The organism is Mycobacterium sp. 852002-51971_SCH5477799-a (assembly GCF_001667145.1).
Taxonomy (GTDB): Bacteria; Actinomycetota; Actinomycetes; order Mycobacteriales; family Mycobacteriaceae; genus Mycobacterium.
In genome coordinates this window covers 47874-61750 of the sequence record NZ_LZIF01000034.1, presented here as the reverse complement: position 1 = coordinate 61750, position 13877 = coordinate 47874, and the positions used below count along the sequence as shown (strand labels likewise).

The 13877-nt window shown below is 66.7% G+C and carries 15 protein-coding genes; 4 read left to right on the top strand and 11 right to left on the bottom strand.

Annotation, left to right across the window (positions count from 1 at the left end; all coding sequences use genetic code 11):
• Positions 1–26: 26 nt before the first annotated feature.
• The gene (locus A5753_RS02670) at positions 27–1484 is read left to right on the top strand and encodes an aminotransferase class I/II-fold pyridoxal phosphate-dependent enzyme (RefSeq protein WP_067123075.1); all 1458 of its coding nucleotides are present in this window, start codon (positions 27–29) and stop codon (positions 1482–1484) included.
• 42 nt (positions 1485–1526) lie between these two features.
• Here A5753_RS02670 and A5753_RS02665 read toward each other — a convergent pair whose 3' ends face one another.
• The 9 genes from A5753_RS02665 to hrcA form a co-directional block, all read right to left on the bottom strand.
• Positions 1527–1715, bottom strand: coding sequence for a hypothetical protein (locus A5753_RS02665; RefSeq protein ID WP_067123072.1), 189 nt, complete (start codon positions 1713–1715; stop codon positions 1527–1529).
• Positions 1716–1946: 231 nt separating this feature from the next.
• On the bottom strand, positions 1947–2846 hold the full coding sequence (gene era / locus A5753_RS02660) for a GTPase Era (protein WP_067123069.1): 900 nt from the start codon (positions 2844–2846) through the stop codon (positions 1947–1949).
• Entirely contained in the window at positions 2839–4149 is a 1311-nt protein-coding gene (locus A5753_RS02655; protein ID WP_067123067.1) for a hemolysin family protein, read from the bottom strand. The genes era and A5753_RS02655 overlap by 8 nt, the downstream gene beginning before the upstream one ends.
• Before the next feature lie 87 nt (positions 4150–4236).
• Complete coding sequence (locus A5753_RS02650; RefSeq protein WP_067123064.1) at positions 4237–5517, bottom strand: hypothetical protein; 1281 nt, start codon at positions 5515–5517, stop codon at positions 4237–4239.
• Positions 5514–6047, bottom strand: coding sequence for an rRNA maturation RNase YbeY (ybeY, locus tag A5753_RS02645; protein WP_067123061.1), 534 nt, complete (start codon positions 6045–6047; stop codon positions 5514–5516). The genes A5753_RS02650 and ybeY overlap by 4 nt, the downstream gene beginning before the upstream one ends.
• Before the next feature lie 21 nt (positions 6048–6068).
• On the bottom strand, positions 6069–7127 hold the full coding sequence (locus A5753_RS02640) for a PhoH family protein (RefSeq protein ID WP_067123058.1): 1059 nt from the start codon (positions 7125–7127) through the stop codon (positions 6069–6071).
• A gap of 56 nt (positions 7128–7183) precedes the next feature.
• The gene (locus A5753_RS02635; RefSeq protein ID WP_067123054.1) at positions 7184–8035 is read right to left on the bottom strand and encodes a 16S rRNA (uracil(1498)-N(3))-methyltransferase; all 852 of its coding nucleotides are present in this window, start codon (positions 8033–8035) and stop codon (positions 7184–7186) included.
• A 16-nt stretch (positions 8036–8051) separates the two neighbouring features.
• Positions 8052–9203, bottom strand: coding sequence for a molecular chaperone DnaJ (gene dnaJ, locus A5753_RS02630; protein WP_067123051.1), 1152 nt, complete (start codon positions 9201–9203; stop codon positions 8052–8054).
• Positions 9204–9259: 56 nt separating this feature from the next.
• Entirely contained in the window at positions 9260–10291 is a 1032-nt protein-coding gene (gene hrcA / locus A5753_RS02625) for a heat-inducible transcriptional repressor HrcA (RefSeq protein WP_067123147.1), read from the bottom strand.
• Positions 10292–10534: 243 nt separating this feature from the next.
• Between hrcA and A5753_RS02620 the strand changes: the two genes are divergently transcribed.
• The 3 genes from A5753_RS02620 (at position 10535) to A5753_RS02610 (ending at position 12414) form a co-directional block, all read left to right on the top strand.
• Positions 10535–10849: a type II toxin-antitoxin system VapB family antitoxin gene (locus A5753_RS02620; protein WP_067123048.1), complete on the top strand. Its 315-nt coding sequence runs from the start codon at positions 10535–10537 to the stop codon at positions 10847–10849.
• Positions 10850–10927: 78 nt separating this feature from the next.
• Positions 10928–11524 (top strand): carboxymuconolactone decarboxylase family protein, encoded by a 597-nt coding sequence (locus A5753_RS02615; protein WP_067123045.1) that lies wholly within the window; start codon positions 10928–10930, stop codon positions 11522–11524.
• Complete coding sequence (locus tag A5753_RS02610) at positions 11521–12414, top strand: sigma-70 family RNA polymerase sigma factor (RefSeq protein ID WP_067123042.1); 894 nt, start codon at positions 11521–11523, stop codon at positions 12412–12414. Before A5753_RS02615 ends, A5753_RS02610 begins: the two co-directional genes overlap by 4 nt.
• On the opposite strand, the gene A5753_RS02605 is transcribed toward A5753_RS02610, so the two are convergent.
• Both A5753_RS02605 and A5753_RS02600 read right to left on the bottom strand, forming a co-directional pair.
• On the bottom strand, positions 12408–12932 hold the full coding sequence (locus A5753_RS02605) for a hypothetical protein (protein WP_067123039.1): 525 nt from the start codon (positions 12930–12932) through the stop codon (positions 12408–12410). The two genes, A5753_RS02610 and A5753_RS02605, sit on opposite strands and share 7 nt — an antisense overlap.
• A gap of 309 nt (positions 12933–13241) precedes the next feature.
• The gene (locus A5753_RS02600) at positions 13242–13778 is read right to left on the bottom strand and encodes a hypothetical protein (protein ID WP_067123036.1); all 537 of its coding nucleotides are present in this window, start codon (positions 13776–13778) and stop codon (positions 13242–13244) included.
• Positions 13779–13877: the final 99 nt, after the last annotated feature.

Sequence of the window (13877 nt, the reverse complement as noted above, 5' to 3'; positions counted from 1 at the left end):
GCTGTTAACTCGGGTATTCGATGGCGATGGACCAATCGACCGCTCCCCTGCTCGATGCGCTGGCCGATTATCGGGCCAAGAATCGCTACGGATTCACGCCACCGGGCCATCGGCAGGGCCGCGGCGCCGACGATCGGGTCTTGGCCGTATTGGGCCGCGAGCCGTTCCTGGATGATGTGCTGGCCAGCGGCGGGCTGGATGACCGCAGAACCAGCAACGAATATTTGAAGCACGCCCAAGACCTGATGGCCGAAGCGGTGGGCGCCAAGATGGCCTGGTTCTCCACTTGCGGCAGCTCACTTTCGGTCAGGGCGGCGATGATGGCAGTCGCCGGCGGTGACGGCAGCCTCCTGGTGAGCCGCGATAGCCATAAATCGATTGTGGCGGGGCTGATCTTCTCCGGTGTGCAGCCGCGCTGGATCACTCCCCAATGGGATGCCCAGCACCACTTTTCGCATCCGCCCTCACCGCAGCAGGTCGAAGAAGCTTGGGATAAGCACCCGGACGCCGCCGGCGCGCTTGTCGTCAGCCCCAGCCCGTACGGCACCTGCGCCGACATCGCCGGGATCGCCGAGGTGTGCCATCGGCGCGGAAAGCCGTTGATCATCGACGAGGCGTGGGGAGCGCACTTGCCGTTTCACGAGGACCTGCCGACCTGGGCGATGAATGCGGCCGCGGACGTCTGCGTGGTCAGCGTGCACAAGATGGGCGCGGGATTCGAACAGGGCTCGGTGTTCCACATGCAGGGCGACCTGATCGACCAGGACCGCCTTTCCGGCTGCGCGGATCTGCTGATGACCACCAGCCCCAATGTCCTGCTCTACGCCGCCATGGACGGGTGGCGCCGGCAGATGGTGGAGCACGGTCACGAATTGCTTGGTACCGCACTTGATTTGGCGCGGCAGGTCCGCGACGAGATCGAACTCATTCCCGACGTGGAGGTGCTTGACGACGAACTGCTCGGCGCGCAGGCCTCCCACGACCTGGACCGGATGCAGGTGCTGATCGACGTATTCGCCACGGGCACATCGGGTTACCAGGCCGGCGACTGGCTGCGCGCGAATGCCCACATCGATGTCGGCATGACCGATCACCGTCGCATTCTGGCCACCTTGTCCATGGCCGATGACAAGGAGACGCTGGGACGTCTCACCGATGCCCTGCGGGCATGGCGAACCGCGGCCGACGACTTCGAGCCCCCGCCGCGTATCGCGCTGCCTTCACCGGCGGACCTCCAGCTGGAGACCGTCGAGTTGCCGCGGGATGCGTTTTTCGGGCGGGTCGAGGAGATACCCTCCGAGAGCGCCAACGGCCGCATCGCCGCCGAGCAGATCACGCCCTACCCACCGGGCATTCCCGCCGTGGTCCCCGGCGAGCGCCTCAATGATGCGGTGCTGGATTACCTGCGCTCGGGTGTCGACGCCGGCATGAATCTTCCCGACGCGGCGGATCCGTCGTTGAAAACTATTCGGGTGCTGGCCTGACACGGGTCGGTTCAGTTGGCCCGCGGCTTCGACATCCCGCTATTACCAACGGCTTTGACCGTATCGGAACATCTCGCCGCGGCCGATGCCCGCGTTGAGCGCCGCCGCAGCGAGCACCCGGTCGCCTTCAATTGCGCTCTCGTACAAGTGCTCCACCCCGTCGGGGTCGCGCAGGTCCACCTGGACCGGCTGCACGGCAAAACCGAACTGCGCGAGTTGAGGCTGCGTCATAGGCCGCGGCTACCCGTGACAAAGTGGACCAAACCTACTCGCACCCGCGGCGCGTCGCGGGCGCGCCGTGACGTCGCACATCAACATTCACATGAGTCACGCGCGTAGCCTGTGCCCGGTATATGGGCAATTCCAATTGCGCTAGCACCGGCGCTAGCACGGATGAGACTCACCTATTGGTACGGGCGCGTCGGGTCCGTGCTGCGGGCGCGCGTCGGTCGGGTGTGACCCCTAAAACCCGAGTCGGCCAAGCTGTTTGGGGTCGCTCTGCCAATTTTTGGCAACCTTGACGCGCAAGTCGAGGTAAACCTTGGTGCCCAACAACTTTTCGATCTGGGCACGCGCGGCGGTACCAACCTCGCGCAACCGTGCGCCGCCTTTGCCGATGACGATTCCCTTCTGGCTGTCGCGTTCGACGTAAAGCAGGGCGTGGACGTCGATCAGATCGTCGCGGTCCGCCCGCGCGTTGACCTCGTCGATCACCACCGCCAACGAATGCGGCAGCTCGTCACGAACGCCCTCGAGGGCGGCCTCCCGAATGAGCTCGGCCATCAGGACCTCTTCTGGTTCGTCGGTCAGCTCACCGTCGGGATAGTAGGCCGGGCCGGGCGGCAGTGCGGCGGCCAGCACGTCGATCAAGATGTCGACCTGCGCCCCGGTCAGAGCCGACACCGGGACGATCTCGGCCGAGTCACCGACCAGCTCGCTGACCGCCACCAGCTGCGCGGCTACCCGGTCCCTGGGCGTCTTGTCGATCTTGGTCACGATTGCGACCAGAGTCGTCTTCGGCGCGGTCGAACGGATCTGTTCGACGATCCACCGGTCCCCCGGACCGATCGCTTCGTCGGCCGGAATGCACAACCCGATCACGTCGACTTCGGAATAGGTATCGCGCACAAGGTCGTTCAGCCGCTGGCCAAGGAGGGTACGCGGGCGATGCAGACCCGGCGTGTCGACCAGGATGATCTGAAAGTCGTCGCGATGCACAATGCCGCGGATGGTGTGCCGGGTCGTCTGTGGCCGCATCGAGGTGATCGCGACCTTGCTCCCGACGAGCGCGTTCGTCAGCGTCGATTTCCCGGTGTTGGGGCGGCCGACCAAACACACGAAACCGGAACGGAATTCAGTCATTCTGCCCGGGTCCCTGGCCATCGGGGGAATCGCCGGATTCGACCGGGCTGAGCAGAACCGTGTTGATTCGCACCCGGCCGCGGTGATCGGTGCCGCCTTCGGCCCGCAGCCGCAGACCGTGTGAAACCACCTCGGCGCCGGGCAGCGGTACCCGGCCCAATTCCAGTGCGAGCAGGCCGCCCACGGTGTCGACATCGAGATCGTCGTCGAATTCCACGTCATACAGCTCGCCCAGGTCTTCGATCGGCAATCGCGCCGACACCCGGAAGTACTTGTCGCCCAACTCTTCTATCGGCGCCGTCTCCGCCTCGTCGTACTCGTCGGCGATCTCACCGACGATTTCTTCCAGCACGTCCTCGATGCTGACCAGGCCGGCGATTGCGCCGTACTCGTCGACGAGAAGAGCCATATGGTTGCGGTCGCGCTGCATTTCGCGCAGCAGCGAGTCCAAAGGCTTGGAGTCTGGCACGAATACCGCCGGGCGCATCACCTTGGAGACCGGCGGGGTCCGGCCGCCATCGCCAGACAAAACCGTCTGCTGGACAAGGTCTTTCAAATACACGACGCCGACGATATCGTCGACGTTCTCGCCGATCACGGGGATGCGGGAATGCCCGCTGCGCACCGCCAAGTTGATGGCCTGGCTGGCGAACTTGTCGCTCTCGATCCAGATCATCTCGGTGCGCGGCACCATCACCTCGCGGGCCGGGGTGTCACCCAGTTCGAAGACCGACTGGATCATCCTGCGCTCTTCGGCCGCGACCACGCCGCGCTGCTGGGCCAGGTCGACGACTTCGCGCAGTTCGATCTCTGAGGCGAATGGGCCGTTCCGCAGGCCGCGGCCGGGAGTCACCGCATTACCCAAGACCACCAGCAACCGGCTGATCGGCATCAACAGCCACGAGATAGCTTGCAACGGAAGCACTGTCGTCAGCGCGATGGAATAGGCGTTTTGACGGCCAAGGGTGCGTGGCCCCACTCCCATGACGACGAAGCTGGTCACCACCATGATGGCGGCTGCGCCGAACAATCCCCATTTCAGCCCGAAGTTGTCGTAGAGGAACACCACCAGCAGCACGGTCGCGGTGATCTCGCAGGCGATCCGCAACAGCACCACCAGGTTGATGTAGCGCGGCCGTTCCGACATCACCTTGGACAACGCCACCGCGCCGGGCCGCTCGTCGCGTACCAACTCCTGAACCCGGGCCAGCGACACCGTGCTGATGGCGGCGTCGATCGCCGCGAACAGTCCGCCCAGCGCAATCAGCGCGACTGCACCGAGTAGCTCAGACCAGCCCGTCAATTGTCGACAAACCTTGACTTGGTCACTGACTCCCCTGTGGCGTTGAACTGCAGCTTAGCGGTTTGTCGGTGTCGAGAACGGCGACCGCTAGGTGTCGGCCTTCTGCTCCTCAGCTCTCTGCTCCTCGCTTCGATTCCGGCGGTTGAGCAGCCAGGCGATCAAGCCCACGACTACCGCAAACCCGCCGAAACGCAGCGGCAGAGCCCACGCCGATTGGTGGGGTAGACCGGGTTCCTGGTGGTGGACGGCAAGCAGCACCAAGAAGCTGCCATCGTCGGTTGGCCCGACGCCCGGCGTCGGCTGGGTCTTGATCACCCTGATCTGCGCGGGGGCGCTGCTCGAGTTGTCGATCTGCCCCCAGGCCAGCGTGGAATCGTCGAACAGGAAGGTGTCCTGGCCGCCGGCGGGCTGGCTAGCGTCGTGACCAACCACCGCCACATGGCCCACTTCGACGATCTCGCTTTTGGCCGGAACGGACACCGTGACGTTCTCGTAGAGTTTCGGGGGCGCCGGTTTGCGGTCCGGCGCCGTCGCGCCGTTGGGTTCGTTCGGCGGTGTCGAACCGGCGCCGTAGAAGCTGCCGGCCGCGACGTAGCTGTCGCTGACCGCGGTGAACGGGACGACGCCGACGGTGGTGGCGTCGAGCACCATCCGCGCTCCGCGCGGCAAATACGCCTGCTGGTAAGCGCCGTTGTAGAAGTAACGGAACGTAACCGGCTGACTGAGCGGGTTGTAGATCGTCGGACGGCGATAGGCATCGTCGTAGTCGAGGTAGTCCCAGTGGCGCGGCCGGATGAACTTCTGATCGTCAACCTTGAGGATGTCCACATTGTCCCGGTGGGAACTCACGACGTTCTGCACCTGCTGGTCGAAATCAACTTGGGTGGGCGGCTTTGGTGGGTTGGCGGGGTCGACACGCGTCAGCGGTGCGGCCTTGGCCGCCGCGATCGCCAGCGACGGCGCATCCAGCCCCCGCGGCGGTGCCACCACCGGGGCATTTCGTGGTGTGTCCGGGCCCGGCGGGTTGATCTCCACCACCGGGACGGGGTGGTGACCGGAGTCGGGCGGCGGAAGAACCAGCGGGCTGTCCCCCGGCGGCGGGATGGGGGGCGGCTCATACACCGGAATGGGAACGTGCGGAACCGGTGACGGGGCGTTGCTTGGGGGCCCTTGGACGCCGTGGCGGTCCTCGTTGCACACGTTCGCCGTGTGATAGGCGTTCACGTAGAACATGCAGTGGTCGCAGGCGACGGGGTTCGATCCCGCACCCGCACACGGGGCTGCACGCGCCTCGGTGTCGGTCGTGACCCACACCGGCAACGGCGCGAACGCGATGGCGGCTGCCGCCAAAATCCTGAATAGCCTCAATTGTCGAAATACCTTGACTTGTCTATCAATCGCCGGTCCCGCTCCTCTTGGCGGTGCTGATGGTAGGCCTCGACCTGATCGGCGACCCATTCTTCGAGCAGCCGGTCCTGCAGGGCGAACATCTCCTTCTCCTCGTCCGGCTCGGCGTGGTCGTAGCCGATCAGGTGAAGCACGCCGTGGATGGCCAGCAGCGCCAGCTCGTGCCCCAGACTGTGGCCCGCCGAGGCGGCCTGGCCGGCCGCGAATTCCGGGCACAGCACGATGTCGCCCAGCATCGAGGGTCCCGGCTCGGGGGCATCCGGGCGCCCACCCGGCTCGAGCTCGTCCATCGGAAAGCTCATCACGTCGGTCGGGCCGGGCAGGTCCATCCAGCGCATGTGCAGGTCGGCCATCGCGGCGGTGTCCAGCAGCACCATGGACAGCTCGGCAGCCGGGTTGACGTCCATCTTGGCGATGACAAACCGCGCGACGCTGATCAGTTCGGCCTCAGAGACGTCGATACCCGATTCGTTGGATACCTCAATGCTCATAGAACCCACTCACCGCAACCATTATCGACGACCACGCGAGCCGGCCGCCCGCCGCGACGCCCGATTCATCGTCAGGTCGGGTTCTTCAAACTTCGCATAGGCGTCGACGATCTCCGAGACCAGCCGGTGGCGGACCACATCCACGCTGGTCAGCTCCGCGACGTGGATGTCTTCCACGCTGTCCAGGATTTCCATCGCCGAGCGCAGGCCCGACTTGGCGCCGCCCGGAAGGTCGACCTGAGTGATGTCGCCGGTGACAACGATCTTCGATCCGAAGCCGAGTCGGGTGAGGAACATCTTCATCTGCTCGGCGGTGGTGTTCTGCGCCTCGTCCAGGACGATGAACGCGGAATTGAGGGTCCGGCCGCGCATATACGCCAGCGGCGCCACCTCGATGACTCCGGCGGTCATCAGTTTTGGGATCAGCTCGGGATCCATCATGTCGTACAGCGCGTCATACAACGGCCGCAGATACGGATCGATCTTCTCGCTGAGGGTGCCGGGCAAAAAGCCAAGGCGCTCACCGGCTTCCACGGCCGGGCGGGTCAGGATGATGCGGCTGACCTGTTTAGTCTGCAGGGCGTTGACCGCCTTGGCCATCGCCAGATACGTCTTGCCGGTGCCGGCCGGTCCGACCCCGAAGACGATGGTGTTGGCGTCGATGGCGTCGACGTAGCGCTTCTGGTTGAGCGTCTTGGGCCGGATCGTCTTTCCGCGCCGCGACAAGACGTCCAACGTCAGCACTTCGGCCGGCGACTCGTTATCGGTGCCGGCCAGCATGGCGACGCTGTGGCGAACCACCTCCGGGCTCAACGACTGACCCCCGGCAACGATGGCGACCAGTTCGGAGATCACCCGCTCGGCGAGCGCGACATCGGCGGGCGCACCGGCGAGGGTGATCGCATTGCCGCGCACGTGCAAATCGGCGTCCAAGCTGCGCTCCAGGGCCCGCAGGTTCTGGTCCGCCGAACCCAACAGGCCCATCACGACATCGGGCGGAACATCGATGCTGCTGCGAACCTGAGCAGAGGCCGGGACGGCTCCGGCTGCGTCAGCAGCGCTGGTCTCGCGGGGTGTCACGTGGCTCTCGATGCCTGCTTTCTCGGCTTGTCGGTGGGTTGCTGGGCCGTCTCAGTCTACGCCGAGGGCCCGGGTTGGTCAGTGTTCAGCAACGTACTCGACGACGACGCGCCGATGTCGCGAACCTGCTGTGAAATGCCATTTGCCGGCACATCGCCGCGCCGGTCCCAGCGCGGGGTCAGCACCCCGAGCGCGCCCAGGGCCACCGCCGCGGCCGTCGACGTCCGCAGCACCTGGGGCCCGAGCCGCACCGCCGCCGCGCCCGCGTCGGACAACGCTGCCATCTCGTCTTCGGCGATCCCACCTTCTGGACCGACCAGCAGCAGCAGTGATTTCGCTTGTGCCAGCTCGATATCCGCGAGTCGGCTGGTGGCCGACTCGTGCAAGGCCAGCGCCGTCGCGCCTGCGGCCACCTCGTCGCGGACCCGCCGCGCCAGCTCGGCGGTGGACAGCACGCCGTCGACCGCCGGGATGTGCGCCCGACGGGACTGCCGGGCCGCAGACCGGACGACGGCACGCCATCGGCGTAACCCCTTGTCGGCCCGATTGCCCTGCCAGTTGGCCACGCATCGCGCGGCCTGCCACGCCACGAAGGCGTCGGCGCCCGCCTCAGTGGCCAGCTCGACGGCCAGCTCCGAACGCTCCGACTTCGGCAGCGCCTGCACCACCGTCACGGCCGGGGACCCCGGCGCGACGCTCCAGCGCTCGAGCACCCGTGCCCGCAACCCGTCGCGCCCGGCATGTTCCACCTCGCAGTGAGCCAGGGCTCCGGCGCCGTCGCCGAGCACGAGTCGCTCGCCGGGGCGAATCCGCCGCACGGTGGCGGCGTGAAAACCCTCGTCACCGCCCAGTACCGCGAGCGAGCCGGGCTCGGGCAGCTCGTCGAGGTAGAACAGGGTCGCGACCATGTGCGCGCCTCCGGGACTAGCGCCCGGTGAAGGTCTCGCGGAGCCGGCTGAACAAGCCTCCGCCGGCGTGGGTCGAGCGGACCTCGGGCACGTCGCGGCTGCGGCGAGTTTTCAGCTCGCGCAGCAATTCGGTGTCGCGGTGGTCCAGCCGGGCGGGAACCACCACCTCGATGTGCACATGCAGATCGCCCCGAGTGCCGGACCGCAGGTGCGGCATGCCGTGGCCGCGCAGGCTGATGACCGAAGCCGGTTGGGTGCCGGGCGGAATGGTGATCTCGCTGACGCCGTCCAAAATGGCATCGACGGTGACGGTGACGCCCAGCGCCGCGTCAACCATTGGCACCGAAACCGTGCAGTGCAGGTCGTCGCCTTCGCGGACGAAGACGTCGTGGGCCTGTTCGTGCACCTCGACGTACAGGTCACCGGCCGGTCCACCACCGGGCCCGACCTCGCCCTGCGCGGCGAGCCGCACCCGCATCCCGTCGCCGACGCCGGCCGGGATCTTGACGCTGATCTCGCGGCGGGCCCGCACCCGGCCGTCGCCCATGCACTGGTGGCACGGGTCGGGGATGACGACGCCGACGCCACGGCACGTCGGACACGGTCGCGACGTCATCACCTGTCCCAGCAGCGAGCGCTGCACCGTCTGCACCTCACCGCGGCCACCGCAGGTGTCGCAGGGCACCGGTACCGAATCGCCGTTGGTGCCCTTGCCCTGGCACCGGTCACACAGCACCGCGGTGTCGACGGTGACCTGCTTCGTCACACCGGTGGCGCACTCTTCGAGGTCGAGGCGCATCCGCAGCAGCGAGTCCGAGCCCGGGCGCACCCGCCCGATGGGACCGCGGGAGGTCCCGCCGCCACTGAAGCCGCCGCCGAAGAAAGCCTCGAAGACATCGCCCAGGCCGCCGCCGCCGAATCCGCCGAAACCGCCGCCGGCCGCGGCCGCGTTCTCCAGCGGGTCCCCACCCAGGTCGACGATCCGCCGCTTCTCGGGGTCGCTCAGCACCTCGTAGGCGGCACTGATCTCCTGGAATTTGGCCTGGGCGGCCTGGTCGGGGTTGACGTCGGGATGCAGTTCGCGCGCCAGCTTGCGGTACGCGCGCTTGATTTCCGCGTCGCTGGCGTTTCTGCTCACGCCTAGCAGCCCGTAGTAATCGCGTGCCACGCTTGACTCTCCTATACCTGGTCTATCCCGCGCCTACCCACCCTGCGGGTGCGCGTTCATCGAGCACCCAGGACTTCGCCGATATAAAGGGCAACCGCAGCAACGCTGGCGATAGTTCCCGGATAGTCCATCCGGGTGGGCCCCAGCACACCCATTCCCCCGTATACGGTGTCGGAGGTGCCGTAGGCGGTGGTCACCACGGAGGTGCCCAATATCTGCTCGGCGGCCGTCTCATGGCCGATGCGCACCGTCACCTTACCGGCTTCCTGCTGGGCGGCCAGCAACCGCAGCACCACCACCTGCTCCTCCAGCGCTTCCAGGATGGAGCGCAACGAGCCACCGAAATCGGCCGCGTTACGGGTCAGGTTCGCGGTGCCGCCCAGTAACAAGCGCTCTTCGGTGTGTTCGACGAGCGATTCCAGCAACACCGTCGCCGACCGGCCGACGGCGTCGCCCAGGCCGTCTGGGCTGCTCAGCTGCCCCGCGAGGTCGGCCACCGCGACGGAGGCGGCCGACAGTTTCTTGCCCACCAGCGCCTGGCCGAGCATCTCCCGCAGCTGAGAAAGTTCGTGATCGTCGATGACGTCACCGAGTTCGACGACCCGCTGGTCGACGCGGCCGGAGTCGGTGATGACGACCATCAGCAGCCGCGCCGGGGTCAGGGCGATCACCTCGAGGTGACGCACGGTCGACGACGACAACGTGGGGTACTGCACCACGGCCACCTGCCGGGTCAGTTGCGACAGCAGCCGGACCGCCCGGCGCAGGACGTCGTCGAGGTCGACGCCGGATTCGAGAAAGCTCTGAATCGCGCGCCGTTCGGCCGAGGACAGCGGCTTGACGTCGTCGAGCCGGTCGACGAATTCGCGGTAGCCCTTCTCGGTAGGCACCCGCCCGGAACTGGTGTGCGGCTGGGTGATGTAACCCTCGGCCTCGAGTACCGCCATGTCGTTGCGGACCGTGGCCGACGAAACGCCTAGGTTGTGGCGGTCCACCAACGCCTTCGAACCGATCGGCTCTTTGGTGGCGACGAAGTCGGCGACGATGGCGCGCAGCACCTCGAACCGACGGTCATCGGCACTTCCCACCGCCGCCACCTCCTTCGATACCGCCTTGACCGGATTCATTTTACGGGCTCGGCCGATGCCAACCGCTATCAGCGGCGGTTCGGCCGAGCCGATGGTCAGCAGGACAGCTGCCCATCATCGCGGCGACGCTGGCGGCCGCCGGAAACTTTCTCGGAACGCATCGGTGCTGCCGATCATCAGTCCGGCTAGCCTTTCCAGAATGAACCGGTCGGGCCACAGCAATGAGTCGAGAAAGTTCGGCCGATGATCTTCAAGGGCGTGCGTGACGGCAAGCCGTATCCCGAGCACAACCTGTCCTATCGGGATTGGTCCCAAATACCGCCGCAACAGATCCGGCTCGACGAATTGGTCACCACGACAACGGTGCTCGCACTGGACCGCCTCCTCTCCGAAGACTCCACCTTCTACGGCGATCTCTTTCCGCACGCGGTGCGGTGGAAGGGCACCACCTACCTCGAAGACGGCCTGCATCGTGCGGTGCGCGCCGCGCTGCGGAACCGCACCGTGCTGCATGCCCGGGTGTACGACATGGATACGCCGCTGGGCTCGCCCGCGTAAGTGTCACGTTCGGGCCTCGCCGCGTGTCGACCTAGTAAGGACGTTGGTTTCCCGCCACAACTTGCCAGGAGGATCGCCATGCCACGGCTGCAAGGAGTCTCGGACCGCGACGCCGGCCTCGGCGCCAAAATCGCCTTCTTCTTCACCAAGCGCAAGCTCGCACAGATGGCCGGGCTCGAAACCGCGGGGATGCTGGAGCCGCTGCGGATGTATGCGCACATCCCCCGATTGCTCAGCGTCTACGGCAAGTTGGAACAGGCCGAGTCGAAACTGGACATCCTCAGTCCCCGCCACCGTGCGCTGGCAGAGCTCAAGGCGGCGACGACGGTGCGCTGTGAATACTGCATCGACCTCGGCTCACAGATCGCCCGGCAGTGGGGCATCACCGACGAAGAGTTGCTGGCGATGGCGAATTACCGCAACGCCGTCTGCTTTTCCGACGTCGACAAGCTGATCCTCGAGTACGCCGCCGCAATGAGTCGCACCCCGGTTGAGGTGACCGACGAACTTTTCGGCGCGCTGCGCGTCCACTTCGACGCACCGCAGCTCGTCGGCCTGACCCACGTCATCAATCTGGGCAACATGCGCGCCCGGTTCAACATCGCCCTCGGTATCGGGTCGTCGGGCTTTTCGGCCAATCGGGTGTGCGCGTTACCCGAGACCGACCGGCCGTGACGGTCGACCCGTCGTTGGCGGCTCGCTTCGAGGCGGCCCGACCGCAGCTGGGCGCCATCGCCTACCGCATGCTGGGCTCGATCGACGACGCTCAGGATGCGGTGCAGGAGGCGTGGCTGCGGTTGAGCCGCAGCGCCGAGTCGGACGGCGTAAACCGCATCGGCAACCTGGACGCCTGGCTGACCACCGTGGTGGCGCGCATCTGCCTGAACGTGTTGCGCGACCGCCGGACTCACGACGGCGTGGAACTTTCCGGTCATCTGCCGGACCCGATCGTAGAAGCGGTCGGTGAATTCGACCCCGAGCAACGCGCGATGCTGGCCGACGCGGTGGGGCTGGCGCTGTTCGTGGTGCTGGACACCCTGCCGCCGGCCGAGCGGCTGGCGTTCGTGTTGCACGACGTATTCACCGTGCCGTTCGATCAGATCGCGGCCATCGTCGATCGAACGCCGGAGGCGGCCCGCAAGCTGGCCAGCCGGGCCCGCCGGCGGATCGAGCAGGCGGACCCGGCCCCCGACGGCACCTTGGTTGCGCAACGCGAGGTTGTGGACGCCTTCTTCGCGGCAGGGCGCAGTGGCGACTTCGGCCGCCTGGTCGCGGCGCTGCATCCCGACGTGGTGTTGCGCGGTGACTTCGGCGCCACGGCCGTCTTCCGCGCCGAGGGCGCGTCCGCGGTGGCCGAGCTGGCCCGCGGTTACGCCGGGCCGGAACGCGAGGTGCGTAGCGCGACCGTGAACGGCGCCGCCGGAGCGGTGATCTTTATGGCCGGGCGCGCGGCATCCGTCATGGGTTTCGTGGTGCGCGACGGCCGAATCCGCGCGATCGACGTGCTGGCGGATCGGGCGCGCATCGCCAGATTGAACCTGCCCGCGTTACGCGCCGATCACTGACCGGCGGCCTCCAGCAGCTCCATCGCCGACGCCCGGGACAGCACCCAGCCGCCGCCCTGGCTGACGAACGTGACGTTCTGCGTGACCGGCGACGTCAGTTTGGGGCCGGAGACCGCGACGTCGGCGGTCGCCGAACCGTCCGTGGCCGGCTGGACGTTGGTGACACCGAAGGACAGCGGCAGATCGCCGTTCTTGGCCGCCTTCTGCAGCTTCTTGTCAGCGACGTGCGCCGCCATTCCGCTGATGCCGCCCTGCACCAGGTTGCTCTTGTTGGAGAAGGAGACCTTGGGGTCTGCGAGGGTGGTGAGCACGCCGGTCAGCTGATCGGAAGTGGGCATGTTGGCGCCCGCAACCGGCTGCGCCGGCGGCGGGTCTTGCGGAAGCGGCGCGCCGATGGTGGTGAGCCGCACTCCGGCGGCCAGCGCACGCGGTGTGGCGCTCGAGGCCACGCCGCCGGCGACGCCCCCGACGATGGCCAGCGCCGCCACCCCGGTGGCAATGGTCTTGATGGTTCCCATGGTTCCCCCCTGTAGACGAGCACGGATCTCGACGCACGATCAGCATCCGCATCGCCCGTTGGTGGCGGCGTGGACGGTGTCAGCGTGCCCCTGGCGTCTCGTACTTCGCGCCAGGGCACCGATACGTTACGGCGAACCGATATGGAACAAACATGACCGAACTGTGCGCCGACTGTGCGAGGACACGCGCTGATGCCGCCGGGCCGACCAATCGGTGCGTACCGGCGTTACACACCAATCCCCATGCGCCGCCGTCCGGGCGCATGGGGATTGGTCTGAAGCGTCGGTATTACTCGACGACGATGTGTCTTAGTTCGTCGCCGTCGCCGCCTGCAGCAGGGCAAGCGCGGCGTCGTGTTGCAACACCCAGTTTCCGTTCTGGTTGACGAACACCAGGTGCTTGTTGACCGGCCCGGCGAACTTCGGCCCCGTGATGCCCACGTCGGCCTGCGCCATGTTCGGACCCGCCGGCGCAATGTTGGTCACGTTGAACTGCTCAGGGAAGTTCCCGTTCCGGTACGCCTTGCGCAGGTCGTGGTCGGCGACCATACCCTCGTTTTGCGGGACGCCGTTTTCAACGAGGTTGGCCTTGTCCCTGTAGTTGACCCCGGGGTCGGTTACTTGGGTGCAGAGATTGGCCAATTGGTCGGCCGTCGGCAACTGCCCCGGCGCTCCCGGCGGCGCGGGCGGAGGCGGCGGCGGGTCCTGCGGCAGTGGCGCGCCGACCGCAGCAAGGTGCACCTGATCGAGACCAATCGGTGCGGCAATGGAAGCCACGCCGGCGGCGGCGCCGCCAATGGCGGTCAAGGCCGCCACGCCCGTGGCAATGGACTTCACGGATTTCACAGGTCCCCCTTCGATGCACATGGACCGTGGCGGATATCTCGCGGATGGCCGCACGCGGTCACACGTCTCCATGGATGAAGATGGTGTAAGTGTGCACCG